Genomic DNA, 18,244 nt, shown 5'->3' on the forward strand with positions numbered 1-18,244 from the left:
TGGCTAGTGGATAATTTTAAACGTCAGCTCATAGGGGCTGGTTTTTCCCTCATCGCGCGCGCCGCCCATCTGGTATACGCGAACGGTATATTTGCCGCTGGTCGCCAGGCGCTGCTCAAAATCGCCGTCGCGCATGGCGCCATTAAAAACCGTTTCATTGGCGGGGTTAATGACATTGAAATAGGGATGGTGGGCGCCGCGTTTCATATTGACGCGCATCGTCTGGCCTGCCTTAGCCACCAGCGTATAGTCTTTTACATCGGCTCCGCTCACCGCATTATGAATAGTGGTACCGCTGGTGCCTTTATCGAAATGAATCGGCTGGGTATTTATTTTATAACTTGCCATCGATACTACCGGCGTTAATAAACAACCAGCGCAGATCAGGCCACCAACAATTAACTTAAATTTTTGCATTTAATTAACACCTTATGTTTTTATACGCGCTGTTATATCACATAAAGCGGCCGGGCCTGCTGCCATTATTTCCCGCGATGGAGCAAATCCTGATAAATAGCGGTCAACACGCCGCCCGGACGAAACTCCTTTTTAATCCACTGGGTCACCTGCCCGGTCGCCGCGTGCTGGGTGGCGAGCAGCATTCCCGAGTCCTGGCGCGGGTTGTGGATCTGACGCGTCACCAGCAGCCGCTCGTCCATCGCTTCATTGACCATATAATCCGGCAGAAAGCCAATTCCCTCTCCGAGGATCTGGCACTGGCACTTGGTATTAAAATCCGGCACCAGGATCGCCTCCTGGCCGTGCAGCAGCCAGCCGACTTTTTTATTAATCGTATTCGCGGTGTCTTCCACCATGATATTCGGATAGAGGCGCAGCTGGCTTTCGGAGATCGGTTCCGGCATAAACGCCAGCGGGTGATCCGGCGCAATAGCGAACACCCAGCGAATGGCGCCGATTTCGGTGTAATCAATACCGCCGCCGTCGAGCAGCGTATCCGGCGCGCCGATGGCAATATTGGCCTGGTTATTAATAATGGCGTCCCAAACGCCGTTATAGACCTGGGTGGTGACGGTTATCTGACAGGTGGGGAACTGTTTTTTAAGCACCTGCAGCAGGCGCGCGGTGTGCCGCGGGGTATAGAGCAGCTGATTGATGCAGATGCGCACCCGCGCCTCGATGCCCTGGGCGATAGTATCGATGCTGCGCTTGATGGCGTGGAAATCGTTCAGCAGGTCGGTGGCTTTGCGGAAAAGGTAGTAGCCGGATTCGGTGAGCTCAATGCTGCGGGTATTGCGGGTAAACAGCACCACGTCCAGCCCGGTCTCCATGCGCTTAATGGTGTAGCTGATGGCGGAGGTTGTGAGCCCCAGCTCATCCGCCGCCTTGCTAAAACTGCCAAAGCGCGCCGCCGTGGTGAATGCCTGCAGATTCTCTTCGGTAAAAATTGAGTTCATTTGCCCGCTCCTGCTCTCGTCAACCGGCCATCCGTTAGATCCTCATGCTGAATGTATTTGCCTGCTGGATGATTGGGCAACCATTTTTGAATAACTTTTAACACCACGCTCACAATCGGCCTGAAAGAACGCGGGTTTTCTCAGGCCGCAGCGGCGCTTCAGGCTTCGGGCTTCGACGTCGCTTCGCTCAGCCGACGGCCGCTATATTCGGAAATGAGGCCGACGCAGTTGCCGGCAAAAAAGCCCAGCAGCGTCACCGGCCAGTTGAGCCCGGAGGCGAAGAACAGCGTCATGCCGAGGAAGCCGCCGGGGATAAACGAGGTCAGAGAAAACCGCCCCTGCCAGACGATCGCTGCCGAAAACGGCACCGTGACGATGACGCTGGCCCAGAAGCCCGATATGCCGCTCAGCGCGGCGAGCCAGCCCGAGGCCAGTGCCGCAAGAAACGCCCATACCGCCCCGGAGTAGTTAACAAACAGGCTCCTGACGAACCCCGCCTTACCCCCGCCCGCGGCATAAAAACTGCAGAAGGCCACAAAGCCAATCGTGCCTAATAATTCCCAGCCGTGCTCAAGCCCAACGTGTGAGGAGATAAGCTGCCAGACGCCAGCGCTAATTCCGACAGTAATCCCCGTAGCCGTGAGTCCGTTCATCTTGTCCTCCTCCGGATAATTGTTTCCAGGCGTCGTTATTACCTTCGGCAACTATATATAAATAAAACCCGATTGCATTAAGGGGAATACGAAGAAACCAGCAAAGGGTGCACCACCGCACAGCCTGCATCTATTATTAAATAATATTCAACAATCAGCCGCTTTCCGGCGAATAAATTTTAAGCGGGTTCTTTTATCATTTTTTCATTGCTATCCTCAGCCCATCAACCAAAATCGTCAGCGCAAATTATCCGGAGCCGGTTTATGTCCAGGGAAAATCTCATCACTGAATACCTGTTAGCGGCGGAGCAAGGAAACCTCGCACAGTTAAAACAGTGCCTGCTCAAGGGCGTTAATATTAATAGCGCTAACCGCCACGGCCAGACCGCCATCGTCCTCGCCAGCTTACATCAGCACTATGACTGCGTGGCGCAGCTTATTGCTGCGGGGATCGATATTAATAAACAGGACCAGACCTGCTTAAACCCCTTCCTGATAAGCTGCCTGAATAATGATTTAACGCTGCTGCGCTTAATTCTTCCCGCCGATCCGGACCTCAACTGCCTAACGCGTTTTGGCGGCGTCGGCCTGACGCCAGCCTGTGAAAAAGGCCATCTGGCGATCGTCAAAGAGCTGCTGACGCAGACCGGGATTAACGTTAATCACACCAACTTTGTCGGCTGGACGCCGCTGCTGGAAGCCATCGTACTCAACGACGGCGGCAGCACGCAGCAGGCGATCGTTGCGCTGCTGCTGGAGCACGGCGCCAGCCCGCATATGACCGATAAATACGGCAGGACTCCGCTGGAGCTGGCGCGGGAAAAGGGCTTTAGCGCAATAGCCCGCCTGCTGACTGCTGCGGGCGCCTAGCCGAGGAGAACCGCTATCGACACCTCCAAACGGCGGTGTGTGCAAGCGCTAACTGCGGACGAAAGGTTTCTCGCGCAGCGCGGCAGCGGGCGGGTTGAACAGCGCTTTTCCCGGGCGGTAAACCTGTTTGTTCCGGGTCCGCAGCGGATGCTAACGCTGCTTTGCGCAGATTACGACAACGCGCCCAACAGCTGTAGGTTGGCACTCACACACTTTGACAACCTGTTCCGGCCCGGCCAGCCGGTTCGCTTTCTTGATTCAGGCATCGCGTTTGGCGAGAGCGGATGGATAGAGACCTCGCAATGCCGGCGCTGGCAAATGACCAAACCCACGCTGAGCGACGAGCGCCTGCGGCATATTCCGTGGCGGCGCTGGAGCCAAACGCTCCGCCAGCAGCTGCACGACGATGAAACCTTATTTCTCTATCGCGGCAATAATCCTTTTCATCAGGAAATTAGCCGGCAATTACAGCAACGCCGCCGCGCTTTATTAGCGGCCCTGCAGCAGGGAGATGAAATTACGCCAGCGGTGTCCTCTATGCTGGGGCTGGGTATTGGCCTGACGCCGTCGGCGGATGATTATCTGGTTGGCCTCAGCGTTATTTTATTGCTCCCCGGACATCCGGGCGAAAAATACCGGAATGATTTTTTATTGGCCCTGCAGCGTGCCGGGAATAATACCACCCCGCTCAGCGCCATAACCTTAGAAGCCGCATTAAACCAGCGTTACCGTGAAAGTATTGCGCGATTTATTCATTATTTACTGAATGAACCAGCGTCCTTTTCTATCGAGGCTATTGCCGATATTAAAAATATTGGCTCAAGCTCCGGCTGCGACATGCTGTACGGCATGGCGGACGCCTGCGCCCTGAGCCAAACGTATGGAGGAAATTATGTCAGTCAAAATAATCGTTAAGCCGAATACCTATTTTGATTCCGTTTCGCTGATGTCGATTTCGACCCGGGCCAATCAGCTCGACGGCGTCGAGCAGGCGTTTGTGGCGATGGCCACGGAGATGAACAAAGGGGTGCTGAAAAATCTCGGGCTGCTGACGCCGGAGCTGGCCGGGGCGAAAAACGGCGATCTGATGATCGTCATTAACGGTCGCGACGGCGCTGACAACGAACAAACCCTGGCGGCCATCGAAGAGCTGTTCCACAACAAGGCGCAGAGCGGCCAGCATGAAGCCCGCTACGCGACGCTTGCCAGCGCCAAAAAGCATCTCCCCGAGAGCAATCTGGCGGTGATTTCGGTCAACGGCCTGTTCGCCGCCCGGGAGGCCCGCCAGGCGCTGCAAAACGATCTTAACGTCATGCTGTTTTCCGATAACGTCACGCCGGAAGAGGAGCTGGCGCTGAAGCAGCTGGCCCATGAAAAAGGCCTGCTGATGATGGGGCCGGACTGCGGCACCGCCATCATTAACGGCACCGCCCTGTGCTTTGGCAACGCGGTGCGCCGCGGCAATATCGGGATTGTCGGCGCCTCCGGCACCGGCAGCCAGGAGCTGAGCGTTAGGATCCACGATTTCGGCGGCGGCGTGTCGCAGCTTATCGGCACCGGCGGGCGCGATCTGAGCGAAAAAATCGGCGGCCTGATGATGCTGGACGCCATCGGGATGCTGGAAGACGATCCGCAGACCGAGATCATCGTCCTGATCTCAAAACCCCCGGCTCCGGCGGTGGCGCGTAGAGTCATTGAACGCGCCCGCGCCTGCCGCAAGCCGGTGGTGGCCTGCTTCCTCGGTCGCGCCGAAGCGCCTGCGGATGAGAGCGGCCTGCAGTTTGCCCGCGGCACCTACGACGCGGCGCTGAAAGCGGTCGCGCTCTGCGGCATTACGCCGGCGGGCAGCGATCGCCTGGCGGCGGATCGGGCGCTGATTGCCGACGTTCGCGCACGCCTGACCCCGCAGCAGAAGTATATTCGTGGCCTGTTCTGCGGCGGCACCCTGTGCGATGAGACGATGTTTGCGCTGCTGGAACACGAGGCCGAGGTCTACAGCAATATTCACCCCGACCCGGCCCTGCGCCTGACGGATATCAACCGCAGCGTCGGGCATACCTTCCTCGACTTCGGCGATGACGACTTCACCAACGGCAGACCGCACCCGATGATCGACCCGACCAGCCGCATCCAGCGGCTATTGCAGGAGGCGCGCGATCCGCAGGTCGCCGTTATCGTTATGGATTTCGTGCTGGGCTTCGGCTCCCACGAAGATCCCGCCGGCGCGATGCTGGAGGCGATCAAGCAGGCGCAGGCCATTGCCGCCGCCGACGGGCGCCCGCTGGCGATCCTCGGCTACGTGCTCGGCACCGACCTCGATACCCCTTCCCTGGAACAACAGCGCCGCCGGCTTAGCGATGCGGGCGTCATTCTGGCCAGCAGCAGCAGCCATACCGGCCTGCTGGCGCGTGAATTTATCTGCAAAGGAGAGAAAGCCTGATGAGCCAGCCACTATTCAACCAGCCGCTGAACGTGATTAACGTTGGGATCGCCCTGTTCAGCGAGGATCTGAAAAAGCAGCACGTCGCCGTTACCCAGCTCGACTGGACGCCACCGGGTCAGGGCAATATGCAGGTCGTGCAGGCGCTGGACGCCATCGCCGACTCCGCGCTGGCCGACAAAATCGCCGCCGCCAACCGGCAGGCGCTGGAGCGCATTATTCAGTCGCACCCGGTGCTGACCGGCTTCGATCAGGCCATTAACGTAGTTCCCGGCATGACCGCCAAAACCATCCTCCACGCCGGGCCGCCGGTCAAATGGGAGCAGATGTGCGGCGCGATGAAGGGCGCGGTGACCGGGGCGCTGGTGTTCGAAGGCCTGGCGCAGGATTTGAATGAGGCCGCAGAGCTGGCGGCCTCCGGGGAGATCATCTTCTCACCGTGCCACGAGCACGACTGCGTCGGCTCAATGGCGGGGGTCACCTCGGCCTCAATGTTCATGCATATTGTCGAGAATAAAACCTACGGCAACGTCGCGTTTACCAACATGAGCGAGCAGATGGCGAAGATCCTGCGCATGGGGGCCAACGACCAGAGCGTTATCGATCGCCTTAACTGGATGCGCGACGTGCAGGGGCCGATGCTGCGGGAGGCGATGAAGATCGTCGGCGAAATCGACCTGCGCCTGATGCTGGCCCAGGCCCTGCATATGGGCGACGAGTGCCACAACCGCAACAATGCGGGCACCACTCTGCTGATTCAGGCGCTGACGCCGGGCATTATTCAGGCCGGCTACTCCGTTGAGCAGCAGCGCCAGGTCTTCGAGTTTGTCGCCAGCAGCGACTACTTCTCCGGCCCGACGTGGATGGCGATGTGCAAAGCGGCGATGGACGCGGCCCACGGCATTGAGTACAGCACCGTGGTCACCACCATGGCGCGCAACGGCGTCGAGTTCGGTCTGCGGGTCAGCGGCCTGCCGGGAGAGTGGTTTACCGGCCCGGCCCAGCAGGTTATCGGTCCGATGTTTGCCGGCTATAAACCGGAAGACTCCGGGCTGGATATCGGCGATAGCGCGATTACCGAAACCTACGGCATCGGCGGCTTTGCGATGGCGACGGCGCCGGCTATCGTCGCGCTGGTGGGCGGCACGGTTGAGGAGGCTATCGACTTTTCGCGCCAGATGCGCGAAATCACCCTCGGCGAAAACCCCAACGTCACCATTCCGCTGCTCGGCTTTATGGGCGTCCCGACCGCCATCGATATTACCCGCGTCGGCAGCAGCGGCATTCTGCCGGTGATCAATACCGCCATCGCCCATAAGGATGCCGGGATCGGCATGATCGGCGCCGGCATTGTCCACCCGCCGTTCGCCTGCTTTGAAAAGGCCATTTTGCGCTGGAGCGAGCGTTACCTCGCGTAGCAAAGGGTTCCCCGGGGGCGCCGCTCCCGGGCAACGGCGAACAACCAAAACTCTTACCCTCTGTAGCGGAACCCGGACAATGAAAGAACTCGTGGTCGTTGCCATTGGCGGCAACAGCATCATCAAAGATAACGCCAGCCAGTCGGTTGAGCATCAGGCCGAAGCCGTGAGAGCCGTGGCGGATACGGTACTGGAGATGCTGGCATCGGACTATAACATCGTGCTCACCCACGGCAACGGGCCGCAGGTTGGGCTGGATCTCCGTCGCGCCGAAATCGCCCACGAGCGCGAAGGCCTGCCGCTCACTCCGCTGGCCAACTGCGTTGCCGATACCCAGGGCGGCATCGGCTATCTGATCCAGCAGGCGCTCAATAATCGTCTGGCCCATCGCGGCGAGCAGAAGGCGGTCACCGTCGTCACCCAGGTTGAGGTGGACAAAAACGATCCCGGTTTTGCCCATCCCACCAAGCCGATTGGCGCATTTTTTAGCGCATCCCAGCGCGACGAACTGCAGCTGGCGCATCCCGACTGGCGCTTCGTCGAAGATGCCGGGCGCGGCTATCGCCGGGTGGTGGCCTCGCCGGAGCCAAAGCGCATCGTCGAGGCCGAGGCGATTAAAACCCTCGCCCGCCAGGGCTTCCTGGTCATCGGCGCCGGCGGCGGCGGTATTCCGGTCGTGCGCGGCGAAGGCGGCGATTATCAGAGCGTGGATGCGGTCATCGATAAAGACCTCTCTACCGCGCTGCTGGCGCGGGAAATTCACGCCGACGTGCTGGTTATTACCACCGGCGTCGAAAAGGTGTGCATTCATTTTGGCAAAGCCAACCAGCAGGCGCTGGGAACGGTGACGGTCGGCGAGATGACCCGCTATCTGCAGGAGGGCCACTTTCCGGCGGGCAGCATGCTGCCGAAAATCGTCGCCAGCCTGGCCTTCTTAGCCCACGGCGGCAGCCGGGTCATTATTACCACCCCCGAACGCCTGCCCGCCGCGCTGCGCGGGGAAACGGGCACCCATATTGTGCATAACTAACGGCGCATAGCTTAAGGAAGAAAGATGAATAACGACAATAGCCGCCGGGAGTTTCTCACCCGCAGTGGAAAAATAGCCGCCGCCGCGGCCCTGCTCGGCGCAGCGGCCCCCTCGGCCTACGCGGACGGCGGCAGCCCGGCCGCCTGCAGCGATCCCCAGGGGACCACGAGCCTCGGCGATAAACACTACTACCTCGACAACGTGCTGCTGGAGAGCGGCTTCGAGTATGAGAACGGGGCGGTAGTCCATACCCGCACCGAGCTGCAGACCCTGGAGATTCGCGACGGGAAAATAGCGGCCCTGCGGAGCAATAAAAGCCATCCCGATGCCACCCTCCCCCGCTACGACGCGGCGGGCATGCTGATGCTCCCGGCGATGCGCGACATGCATATTCACCTCGATAAAACCTTTTACGGCGGCCCGTGGCGCTCCCTGAACCGCCCGGCGGGCACCACAATTCAGGATATGATTAAGCTTGAGCAGAAGCTCCTGCCGGAGCTGCAGCCCTATACCCAGCAGCACGCAGAGAAGCTGATCGATCTTATCCAGTCCAAAGGCTCCACCGTGGCCCGCAGCCACTGCAATATCGAACCGACCTCGGGGCTCAAAAACCTCGAAAATCTGCAGGCGGTGCTGGCACGGCGCAGTCCGGGATTCGAATGTGAAATCGTCGCCTTCCCGCAGCACGGCCTGCTGCTGTCGCACTCCGAGTCGCTGGTACGCGAAGCGATGCAGGCCGGGGCGCACTATGTCGGCGGCCTGGACCCGACCAACGTCGACGGCGCAATGGAGAAGTCGCTCGATACGATGTTCCAGATAGCGCTGGACTATGACAAAGGGGTCGATATACATCTGCACGAAACCAGCCCGGCGGGCGTGGCGGCGATAAACTACATGGTAGAAACCGTGGAGAAAACCCCGCAGCTGAAGGGCAAGCTGACCATCAGCCACGCCTTTGCCCTGGCGACCCTCAACGAACGGCAGGTCGCGGCGATTGCCGAGCGCATGGCGGCCACGCAGATAACCATCGCCTCAACCGTGCCGATCGGTACCCTGCATATGCCGCTGAGCCAGCTGCGTGAGAAAGGCGTGTTTGTGATGACCGGTACCGACAGCGTTATCGATCACTGGTCGCCGTACGGCCTCGGCGACATGCTGGAGAAGGCCAACCTCTACGCCCAGCTCTACATTCGCCCGAATGAGCAGACGCTCTCCCGTTCGCTGGCGATTGCCACCGGCGACGTGCTGCCGCTGAACGATAAGGGCGAGCGCGTGTGGCCCAAAGTCCAGGACGACGCCAGCTTCGTGCTGGTTGACGCCTCCTGCTCCGCCGAAGCGGTGGCGCGTATTTCGCCGCGCGCCGCAACCTTCCACCGGGGCCGAATGGTCTGGGGCAGCGTCGGCCGCGCCTGACGGCAGGCGGACATAAAAAAGCCCCGGGACGCCGACGCGCCTCGGGGCTTTGCTTTTTACGGTCGCTTATTTCTGCGGACGCATCGCCGGGAACAGGATCACGTCGCGGATGGTGTGGCTGTTGGTAAACAGCATCACCATTCGGTCGATACCAATGCCCAGACCGGCGGTCGGCGGCAGGCCATACTCCAGCGCGGTCACGTAGTCTTCGTCGTAGAACATCGCTTCGTCGTCGCCGGCGGCCTTGGCGTTCACCTGGTCGAGGAAGCGCTGCGCCTGGTCTTCGGCGTCGTTGAGCTCGCTGAAGCCGTTGCCGATTTCACGTCCGCCGATAAAGAACTCAAAGCGGTCGGTGATCTCCGGATTGGCGTCGTTACGCCGCGCCAGAGGCGACACTTCTGCCGGGTACTCGGTGATGAAGGTCGGCTGAATCAGGTGCGCTTCCGCCACTTCGTCAAAGATTTCGGTGACGATGCGGCCCAGGCCCCAGCTCTTCTCAACGTTGATGCCGATAGATTCGGCAATCGCTTTCGCCGCGTCGAAGCTATCGAGATCCGCCATCTCAGTTTGCGGACGATATTTCTTGATAGCCTCGCGCATGGTCAGCTTTTCAAACGGCTTGCCGAAGTCGAAAACCTGGTCGCCGTAAGGCACTTCGGTTTTACCCAGCACGGTCTGCGCCAGGGTGCGGAACAGCGACTCGGTGAGTTCGATCAGATCTTTGTAATCCGCGTACGCCATATAGAGTTCCATCATGGTGAACTCGGGGTTATGGCGCACGGAGATGCCTTCGTTACGGAAGTTACGGTTGATCTCAAAGACGCGCTCGAAGCCGCCAACGACCAGGCGTTTAAGGTACAGTTCCGGCGCAATGCGCAGGTACATGTCCATGTCCAGCGCGTTGTGGTGGGTGATAAACGGACGGGCTGACGCGCCGCCCGGGATCACCTGCATCATCGGGGTTTCGACTTCCATAAAGCCGCGAGCCACCATGAACTGACGCATCGTCGCGAGGATCTGCGAGCGTACTTTAAAGGTGTGGCGCGAGGCGTCATTGGAAATCAGATCCAGATAGCGCTGGCGATAGCGCGCCTCCTGATCCTGCAGGCCGTGGAACTTATCCGGCAGCGGGCGCAGGGCTTTGGTCAGCAGACGCAGCTCGCTGCAGTGGATCGACAGCTCGCCGGTTTGGGTCTTGAACAGCTTACCGCGGGCGGCGATGATGTCGCCGAGGTCCCACTTTTTAAACTGCTCGTTGTAGACGCCTTCCGGCAGATCGTCACGCGCCACGTACAGCTGGATACGGCCGCCAACGTCCTGCAAGGTCACGAAGGAGGCTTTACCCATGATACGACGGGTCATCATGCGGCCAGCCACGGAGACTTCAACGTTCAAGGAGGTGAGCGCTTCGTTGTCCTTGCCGTCAAATTCAGCGTGCAGCTGGTCAGAGGTATGGTCACGGCGAAAATCGTTCGGGAACGGGATACCCTGCTCGCGCAGCGCAGCCAGCTTTTCACGACGGCTTTTCAGTTCATTATTAAGGTCAATTGCCTCATCGGCACTTTGTGCTTGTTGTTCAGACATGTTGGTTCCTCATAACCCTGCTTTCAAACTTGCTTCGATAATTGAACCAGGTCACCATCCAGCGCGGCCCGTCTCGGGCGCTATCGCCGGAGAACAATCTTAACGAACCTGGCTTCACTTCCGGCTGATCTCACTCAGCCATCGCTTCACTAACGATTTTTTATCTTAGGCTTCCGCGCCAGCCAGAATATCCTCCTCCTGATTATTGAACGGTGCAAGGAGCGTATGCCGCTCCCGCACCTGAGATAGCCTCAGGCCTTACGCGCCGCCGCCGGGAATTTCGCCGGCGGCGCGACGTTTGCTAAGGCTGCAGGTTGCGGCAAACGCCATCAGCACGATCGCCGCCACGCAGCCGAGCGTCCATGCGCCCATCTGGGAGAAAAAGTGCTGATAAGCGGCAATGGCCGTTTCGCTGATTTGCGATTCGGTGGTCTGCTGCGCCACCATCCCCGCCAGCCAGTTGGCGACCGCGCCGGTAGCGAGCATGTAAATACCGGTCAGCACCCCGGTCACGCCGGGCATGTTGAGGCGGGTGATCTGCGCCATCGCCACCGGGTCGATAAACAGCTCGGCAAACCCCATCAGCGCCAGGCCGCCGACCATCAGCCCCATTGAGGCCTGGCCGTCGACGGTTGCGTGGCGGGCGTTAAGCGCCAGCAGCATAAATCCGCAGCCCATCAGCACCAGGCCAAAGGCGAATTTCAGCCATACCCGCAGCGCGGAGCGGGTGGCGCCTTCCGGGCGCATCAGCCACGCCAGCGCCACCCCCGCCGCCATCACCGCCACCGCGTTGACCGACTGGAACAGCGCCGTCGGCACTTCAATATTCAGCAGGCGACGATTAACGAAGTGGTCGATAAACAGGCTAATCGAGCTGCCGCCCTGCTGCGCCAGAACCCAGAACAGCGTCCCGGTCAGCATCAGCAGAACGATTTGCCACAGCGCCCGGCGGTGCTGCGGGGAGGCGATCATGATCCGCGCGACCATCTGGGCGGCAAACACGCAGACGATCGCCAGCAGATAGCCGGACCAGTTATTTTGCAGCAGCAGCGTAAAGAACACCGGCGCCACGCACAGCATCACCACCAGCCAGCCCCAGGTCGGCAGCACAAACGTCACCGCCCGCAGCGCCTGCTTGTCGACGCCGCGGGTGTGGCGGAAATAGCGGCTGCCGCTTAAGAAAATCAGCAGACCGATAAACATGCCGATCCCCGCCAGCGCAAAGCCGATGTGCCAGCCGTACCACTGGGCGGTCAGCCCGCAGGCAATCGGCGCGGCGATTGAGCCGACGTTCCCCGCCGCGTAGAGCAGCGAAAAACCGCCGTCGCGACGAGGGTCGTCAACGGCGTAGAGCTCGCCGAGCAGGCAGCTGATGTTGGATTTGAACAGACCGTAGCCGCAGATGATGATCGCCAGCGCGAGGTACAGGCTCCAGGTTGCATCGGATTCGACGCCGAGCACCACGTGGCCGAGCGTCATCAGCAGCGCGCCGGCAATGACCGCCGTGCGGTTGCCGAGCAGGCGGTCGGCAAGCCAGCCGCCGAGAATAGGGGTAACGTAAACCAGAGAGGCGTAGGCGCTAAACAGGCTGATCGCGTGGCTGTCATCAAAGCCAAGCTGATGGGTGAGGTAGAGGATAAGTAGGGCACGCATGCCGTAAAAGCTGAAGTATTCCCAGATTTGAATCGCTACGATGTAATAGATCGCGCGCGGCTGTGAGGGTGTTTTCATGAGGTCTCCTTGCAGCGTGAAAAAGGGAAGTGGCAGGCCACTTCCCTTTGGTGCTTCAGTTACTTGGTGTTTTCGTCTTTCAGCACCTTAACGGTGTAGCGACCATCCGCCTGACGATATGCGCCGTGGATATCGGTTTCGAAGCCCGGGTAGTGGGCGCCGATTTCGCACAGCATCTGCAGGAACTCCAGCACCGGACGGCTCTCTTCGGTGATCATCTCACCCGGCATGACCAGCGGAACTCCCGGAGGATACGGCAGGATCATGTTGGCATTGACGCGACCAACCATCTCTTCGAGATAGACCTCTTCGGTCTGACCGTGCAGCTCTTTCTGGAACGCGGCGTACGGCGTCACCATCATTTTTGGCAGCACTTCAAACGCGCGGAACATCAGGTCCGGCAGGTTGTGATGCTCGACCAGTTTGTGAATGTTCTGTGCCAGCTCCTGAACGCGCATGTTTTCATAGAATTCAGGATCTTCGCGGTACAGAGACGGCAGCATGTTTTTCACACGCAGGTTGAGGTCGAACGCGCGTTTGAAGTCGGTTAGCGCGCGCAGCAGGCTCAGGGCCTTGGTTTTGTCGATACCAATGCTGAACAGGAACAGCAGGTTGTACGGGCCGGTTTTCTCGACCACGATGCCGTGTTCGTCGAGGTATTTCGCCACGATGCTGGCCGGAATACCGAACTCATCCATGGTGCCGTCTTTTTTCATCCCCGGAGTCAGCAGAGTGACCTTAATCGGGTCGAGGTACATGTGCTCGTTATCGATGTTTTTGAAACCGTGCCATGCGCTGTCGGAACGCAACGGCCAGCATTCTGCACCGTCGATATGCTCCGGCTGCCATACGTCGAAGAACCAGCCTTCAGACTCGCCTTTCAGACGCTTGATCTCTTTACGGAACTTGATTGAACGTTCAATAGAGCCGTCGATCAGACGCTTACCGGCGTTGCCTTTCATCATCGCCGCGGCGGTTTCGGTGGAGGCCACGATCCCGTAGTGCGGAGAGGTGGTGGTGTGCATCATGTAGGCTTCGTTAAAGGTTTCTTCGTTGATGTCACCTTTCACGTGGATCATTGAAGCCTGGGAGAACGCCGCCAGCAGCTTGTGGGTGGACTGGGTTTCGTAAATGATTTTCCCTTCCACGCGGCCGCCGCTCATCCCGCATTTACCGGCATAGATTGGCGAGAAGTTGGTGTAAGGCACCCACGCTGAGTCAAAGTGGATGGATTTAACATCGAGGGTTTTCTTGATGAAATCGGTGTTGTACAGCAGGCCATCGTAGGTGGAGTTGGTGATAACCGCGTGCACCGGCCAGGTCGCGTTCGGGGTCTCTTTAACGCGCTTCGCGATGGTCGCGTGCTGGAATTCGCTCTGCGGGATGCCGCCGAGGATACCGTAGGCGTTACGGGTCGGGCGGAAGTAGATTGGCGTAATGTCGCTCATCATCATCAGATGGGTCAGCGATTTGTGGCAGTTACGGTCAATCAGCACGGTGCTGCCGGCCGGGGCCGAGTACATACCGACGATTTTGTTGGCGGTAGAGGTGCCGTTGGTCACCATGTAGCTGCGTTCAGCGTTAAAGACGCGGGCGATATACTCTTCCGCTTCTTTGTGCGGGCCGCTGTGATCCAGCAGGGAGCCCAGCTCAGAAACCGAAATCGAGATATCCGACTTCATGGTGTTCGGGCCAAAGAAATCGTAGAAGATGCTGCCTACCGGGCTTTTCTGGAAGGCGGTACCGCCCATGTGGCCTGGGGTACAGAAGGTGTATTTGCCTTCACGCACGTATTTGAACAGCGCCTTGGTCAGCGGCGGCAGAATCGTATCGATATACTCATCGGTGTTCTGTTTGATTTTATCGGCGATGTCGTCAGCCGCGCCCAGCGCATATTCGAAGAAGCGAACCTGCATCCGCAGATCGTTGAGACTGACGTCCAGCGTGGAGTAGGTGTTGGCGAAAGCGTACAGCGGCATATATTCGTTCAGCTTGCTGATCTCTTCGCACAGCTCAAGATTGTATTTATCCCAGTCAAAGATAACGCCGCACAGGCGGGAGTTATTTTCGATAAGTTTCAGTAAATCTTCGCGGTCGTTCGGATAGACAATACGGAAGTCCAGGCGTTCAAGGGCACGATGCAGTTCACGGATAGGCTCTTCTTTAAAGTAGACGCCCATGTGATTCATGATTGCGATAACGTTCATAGTCAAATCTCCAGATAGAGAAAGCCCCTCCCGCCACGTAGTGACAGGTGCAGGAAGGAGCTCCAGGAAAAGGGGTTACTGATTAATGTGCGCCGGCGGTAGAGTTGTCCGCAGAGTCATTGGCGTGCTGGCGTTGGTGCATTTTGCGGCCGTAGAACATCAGGATTATCAGGCTGACGATAAAGGTCCCGGCCAGTTCGAAGGAGCTTGCCCCCATCAGGGCGATGAAGCAGAAGCCGCAGCCCAGCACCGAACAAATCAGGCTCACCAGGTTACGAATGTTGATGCCTTCGAAGCGAATCAGGTCAACGCAGGAGTAGAAGTAAGGCAGCATGGTCAGCAGTACGGCGATACCGGTCAGCTCACCGAACAGGTCAGAGGCTTTACCGCCGCTGGAGTTCATCAGGGTAATCAGCACCATCAGCACGGTCATTTTCACCGCCGCCAGCAGCAGGCCTTTTTTCGGGTTACCGTTGCTATCAAGTTCGCCGTAGATTTTCGGGAAGTTACCGTCGTTGGCGGCACGTACGCCGGCCTGGCCAACCAGCATCATCCAGGAACCGAGAGAGGTCAGGCAGGCAAAGGCGGTGAAGGCGGAAACCATCGGAGCCGCCCAGCCGCCGAGGATAGTTGAAGCACTAATGGCGAACGGTGCGCCCGATGCGGCCATCTGCGCAGCAGGGTACATCCCGGCAATAACCTGAGTCGCGGCGATATAGACGATACCTGCCAGCGCGGTACCCAGCATGGTAGCCAGCGGCACGGTACGTTTCGGGTTTTTCACCATCCCGGTACTGACGGCGGCGGATTCTACGCCGACGAAGGCCCACAGGCACAGCAGGATACTTTTCACGACCGCGTGGCTATCGGTGGTGCTGGAGGTGTTCCAGTTTGCCTGATAGGTGGCAGCGTCAAACCAGTGCCAGCCGACAACCGCCGTCATGACCACCGGAATTAATACCAGCACCAGACCAATGGTGGTCAGGCGGCTTACCCAGGTCCCCCCGAGCATATTAACGAAGGTAAATATCCAGACGATTGCAATACAGGCAATACCGGCTGGAACCGGGTTATTTAATATAGGGAAGAATGTCGACAGGTAGGATACGGCGGTAATCCCGATAGCCAGGTTACCAATCCAGTTGGCATGATAATAAAGGACGCCAGTCTGGAAACCGAACGCCGGAGATATTTCGCCAGCGTACGCAATTGGGCCACCCTGCTGCGGATTCTTGGTCGCCAGTCGGGCATAAACATAAGCCAGAGACATTGCGCCAATAATAGAAATCACCCACCCCCAGATTGCAATTGAACCAATACTGGCGAGGTTCGCAGGTAATAATGCAATACCGCTCCCCATCATATTACCGGCAACTACGCCGGTACAGGCAAATAGCCCGATCTTCTTGGCAGAACTCATGTTTGCTTTTCTCCTAAGTTTATTTGGGAGGTACAGATCATGATAGTGAACCTTTTATTGACCCGACCAACTGCCAACCAGATTACTGATTCAAAGAAGATAAGTCCTAAAGATAAAGTGAAATAACAGCAAACATCAGACAAATGATATTTTGACCTTTTTTGATTAACATATAAGGATGACATGTTGATATCATAAAAAGATAAACATCATTAAATTACAGTCAGTTACGAGAAGATTTTTATGTTGGAAATGTGTTGCTGGCGGCGGTTAAATCACCCCACAAATATAACAATCGCCGGCCTCATGAGAAACATAAGTTTAACCTCACCATGCCAAAAACCATTCGCATGGTGAGGGTTTACTTATTCTGAAGAGAGGAAGTTATCGAGATACGGCACCACCCGGGTAACCGAGGTCTGGAATACCGCGTTTTCAATCCAGTAAAAGGTGTTTTCGCCAGGGCGTAAATTAAAAGCGGTCAGGTAAGCATCGGCTGCTTCCCGGTTCTCGCCCTTCATCTCGTAGACTTTACCCAGCAGTACGTAATTCATCCACGACATTTCCATGTCAATCCCGGTATTAATCGCATGGTACGCTTCGTCTACTTTCCCCTGCCCCAGCATATCCACGGCTTTAATTTGATAAAACACCGCCAGATCTTTAATACCCGGCATATCGCCAACCCGGTTTATTTCCGCATACAGCGCCGCGAGCTGCTGTTCATCCAGCGGCTGTTGCGAATGACGTAATACGTCCACCAGCGCCTTTTCCGCATACGCATAGGTAAAGTCAGGAGCCTGTTTAATAACGTCATCAAGCAGCGCGCTGGCTTTTCCTAAGGATTCGACATCGCCATTCATTAATAGCTGATGCGACTGGTAGAAGTGGGTCAGCGCAACGCTTTGCGAAGGCTGGTACTGCTTAAGCATGGTCTGCATGCGTTCCGGCCACGGCTGCTTGAGCGCTTCCGACAGGCTATTGAGCAGATCGTTTTGAATCGACAGCTGGTTGTCGCTGGTGATGAAGTAGCGCTTGTCCATCATGGTGGAACCGTCGGCGTTATCCACCATCTGCACCGACATAAAGCACTGCTGGGCGCGGTAGTGGCGCTGGTTGACGAACTCAATGGTCAGCGTTTTACCCGAGCTGCTCGGCTCGTTGATGTTGTAGTTGGTTTTGTCATGCACCATAAAGGTGGAGAAGGTATTCAGCGAGGTGGTCACCAGGCTGCCAAGCCCCACCGCATAGGAGTGCTGAGACGCCCAGTTGGTGCAGGAGTTACCGTTAAGCAGGTGGATATCAATGTCGCGCGGGTTTAACAGCAGGCGGGCTTTATTGACCGGCGGGCGCGATTCGATGCTCGACAGCGCCACCAGCGCCACGCAGGTTGCCAGCGCCAGCAGGAACAGCCCCCAGACGATAAAGGTGCTGATCCCCTTGCGTCTCTCCGGCCTGGCCGGGGGTTGAACGCCGGACGCGACGGGCGCGGATGGCGCAGCGGCTTCCGGCACCGCCTGCGGCGCGAGCGGCGAAAGGAGCGGCGTCAGCTCTTCCCCCTCCTCCGTACACCAGATGACCGGCACCGTCAGCTTATAGCCGCGTTTCGGTACCGTTGCGATATATTCGAGGCTGCTATCGTCGCCGTCCTTCAGCGACTTGCGCAGTTCAGAAATGCTCTGGGTGACGACGTGGCTGGTCACAACGTTGCGCGTCCAGACATTATCAATCAGCTCGTCCCTGCTGAGCACTTCGCCAGGATGGCGGGCAAAGAAAACCAGAAGATCGATTAAGCGCGGTTCAAGAGTGAGCTGGCGTCCCTTCCGGCTAATTTGGTTAACAGAGGGGGTAACCAGCCATTCTCCAACGCGAACAACAGGTTGTTGCATAAAAAGGGCCCAAACGAAAAGGGAAAGGCGCGATGATACCACATTTACCCTACCTATTTATGATAGGGGTCATGACCTTGAACGCGTTATATCGCTCTGCGTTTATTAAGTTTAGCCATTTTTTGTTTTTAGACAAAACCAGCAATAGTTTATTAACACTTTTGCCATTTCATT

Annotated in this window: 14 protein-coding genes; 6 read left to right on the forward strand and 8 right to left on the reverse strand. The window is 57.8% G+C overall.

Features of this window, described 5'->3' with window-relative positions:
- Nucleotides 1-3: 3 nt before the first annotated feature.
- The 3 genes from RTE01_RS07210 to RTE01_RS07220 all read right to left on the reverse strand — a co-directional run bounded on the left by RTE01_RS07210 (nt 4) and on the right by RTE01_RS07220 (nt 2,068).
- Nucleotides 4-348 carry a DNA breaking-rejoining protein gene (locus RTE01_RS07210; RefSeq protein ID WP_228283751.1) on the reverse strand — a complete coding sequence of 115 codons (345 nt, stop codon included), beginning with the start codon at nt 346-348 and terminating at the stop codon, nt 4-6.
- A gap of 134 nt (nt 349-482) precedes the next feature.
- Nucleotides 483-1,415, reverse strand: coding sequence for a LysR substrate-binding domain-containing protein (locus RTE01_RS07215; protein ID WP_041144432.1), 933 nt, complete (start codon nt 1,413-1,415; stop codon nt 483-485).
- 158 nt (nt 1,416-1,573) lie between these two features.
- Entirely contained in the window at nt 1,574-2,068 is a 495-nt protein-coding gene (locus tag RTE01_RS07220) for a DUF1097 domain-containing protein (RefSeq protein WP_041144431.1), read from the reverse strand.
- 264 nt (nt 2,069-2,332) lie between these two features.
- Here RTE01_RS07220 and RTE01_RS07225 point away from each other — a divergent pair, with 264 nt between their 5' ends.
- The 6 genes from RTE01_RS07225 to RTE01_RS07250 all read left to right on the forward strand — a co-directional run bounded on the left by RTE01_RS07225 (nt 2,333) and on the right by RTE01_RS07250 (nt 9,239).
- Entirely contained in the window at nt 2,333-2,938 is a 606-nt protein-coding gene (locus RTE01_RS07225) for an ankyrin repeat domain-containing protein (RefSeq protein WP_041144430.1), read from the forward strand.
- A gap of 39 nt (nt 2,939-2,977) precedes the next feature.
- Nucleotides 2,978-3,853, forward strand: a complete 876-nt coding sequence (locus tag RTE01_RS07230; RefSeq protein WP_115193405.1) for an oxamate carbamoyltransferase subunit AllH family protein — start codon at nt 2,978-2,980, stop codon at nt 3,851-3,853.
- Entirely contained in the window at nt 3,831-5,378 is a 1,548-nt protein-coding gene (gene fdrA, locus RTE01_RS07235) for an acyl-CoA synthetase FdrA (protein WP_134525369.1), read from the forward strand. Before RTE01_RS07230 ends, fdrA begins: the two co-directional genes overlap by 23 nt.
- The gene (locus RTE01_RS07240; RefSeq protein WP_134525368.1) at nt 5,378-6,796 is read left to right on the forward strand and encodes a YlbE family protein; all 1,419 of its coding nucleotides are present in this window, start codon (nt 5,378-5,380) and stop codon (nt 6,794-6,796) included. The genes fdrA and RTE01_RS07240 overlap by 1 nt, the downstream gene beginning before the upstream one ends.
- 79 nt (nt 6,797-6,875) lie before the next feature.
- Complete coding sequence (locus RTE01_RS07245; RefSeq protein ID WP_134525367.1) at nt 6,876-7,826, forward strand: carbamate kinase family protein; 951 nt, start codon at nt 6,876-6,878, stop codon at nt 7,824-7,826.
- Nucleotides 7,827-7,850: 24 nt separating this feature from the next.
- Nucleotides 7,851-9,239: an amidohydrolase family protein gene (locus RTE01_RS07250; RefSeq protein WP_141334882.1), complete on the forward strand. Its 1,389-nt coding sequence runs from the start codon at nt 7,851-7,853 to the stop codon at nt 9,237-9,239.
- Between the two features lie 66 nt (nt 9,240-9,305).
- Here the strand turns inward: RTE01_RS07250 and lysS are convergent, their stop codons facing one another.
- The 5 genes from lysS to cadC all read right to left on the reverse strand — a co-directional run bounded on the left by lysS (nt 9,306) and on the right by cadC (nt 18,070).
- Nucleotides 9,306-10,823 (reverse strand): lysine--tRNA ligase, encoded by a 1,518-nt coding sequence (gene lysS, locus RTE01_RS07255; protein ID WP_041144424.1) that lies wholly within the window; start codon nt 10,821-10,823, stop codon nt 9,306-9,308.
- Nucleotides 10,824-11,081: 258 nt separating this feature from the next.
- Nucleotides 11,082-12,554, reverse strand: coding sequence for a dipeptide permease DtpD (gene dtpD, locus RTE01_RS07260; protein ID WP_134525366.1), 1,473 nt, complete (start codon nt 12,552-12,554; stop codon nt 11,082-11,084).
- A gap of 59 nt (nt 12,555-12,613) precedes the next feature.
- The gene (gene cadA, locus RTE01_RS07265; protein WP_041144422.1) at nt 12,614-14,761 is read right to left on the reverse strand and encodes a lysine decarboxylase CadA; all 2,148 of its coding nucleotides are present in this window, start codon (nt 14,759-14,761) and stop codon (nt 12,614-12,616) included.
- 82 nt (nt 14,762-14,843) lie between these two features.
- The gene (cadB, locus tag RTE01_RS07270) at nt 14,844-16,181 is read right to left on the reverse strand and encodes a cadaverine/lysine antiporter (protein WP_041144421.1); all 1,338 of its coding nucleotides are present in this window, start codon (nt 16,179-16,181) and stop codon (nt 14,844-14,846) included.
- Nucleotides 16,182-16,546: 365 nt separating this feature from the next.
- A complete protein-coding gene (cadC, locus tag RTE01_RS07275; protein ID WP_041144420.1) occupies nt 16,547-18,070 on the reverse strand; it encodes a lysine decarboxylation/transport transcriptional activator CadC in 1,524 nt (507 codons plus the stop codon).
- Nucleotides 18,071-18,244 lie beyond the last annotated feature (174 nt).

The organism is Klebsiella terrigena, assembly GCF_006539725.1.
Classification (GTDB): Bacteria; Pseudomonadota; Gammaproteobacteria; order Enterobacterales; family Enterobacteriaceae; genus Klebsiella; species Klebsiella terrigena.

Coding starts and splice junctions, on each gene's coding strand:
- RTE01_RS07210 (WP_228283751.1), bottom strand. CDS start 348: ATGGCAAGTTATAAAATAAATACCCAGCCGATTCATTTCGATAAAGGC.
- RTE01_RS07215 (WP_041144432.1), bottom strand. CDS start 1,415: ATGAACTCAATTTTTACCGAAGAGAATCTGCAGGCATTCACCACGGCG.
- RTE01_RS07220 (WP_041144431.1), bottom strand. CDS start 2,068: ATGAACGGACTCACGGCTACGGGGATTACTGTCGGAATTAGCGCTGGC.
- RTE01_RS07225 (WP_041144430.1), top strand. CDS start 2,333: ATGTCCAGGGAAAATCTCATCACTGAATACCTGTTAGCGGCGGAGCAA.
- fdrA (WP_134525369.1), top strand. CDS start 3,831: ATGTCAGTCAAAATAATCGTTAAGCCGAATACCTATTTTGATTCCGTT.
- RTE01_RS07240 (WP_134525368.1), top strand. CDS start 5,378: ATGAGCCAGCCACTATTCAACCAGCCGCTGAACGTGATTAACGTTGGG.
- RTE01_RS07245 (WP_134525367.1), top strand. CDS start 6,876: ATGAAAGAACTCGTGGTCGTTGCCATTGGCGGCAACAGCATCATCAAA.
- RTE01_RS07250 (WP_141334882.1), top strand. CDS start 7,851: ATGAATAACGACAATAGCCGCCGGGAGTTTCTCACCCGCAGTGGAAAA.
- lysS (WP_041144424.1), bottom strand. CDS start 10,823: ATGTCTGAACAACAAGCACAAAGTGCCGATGAGGCAATTGACCTTAAT.
- dtpD (WP_134525366.1), bottom strand. CDS start 12,554: ATGAAAACACCCTCACAGCCGCGCGCGATCTATTACATCGTAGCGATT.
- cadA (WP_041144422.1), bottom strand. CDS start 14,761: ATGAACGTTATCGCAATCATGAATCACATGGGCGTCTACTTTAAAGAA.
- cadB (WP_041144421.1), bottom strand. CDS start 16,181: ATGAGTTCTGCCAAGAAGATCGGGCTATTTGCCTGTACCGGCGTAGTT.
- cadC (WP_041144420.1), bottom strand. CDS start 18,070: ATGCAACAACCTGTTGTTCGCGTTGGAGAATGGCTGGTTACCCCCTCT.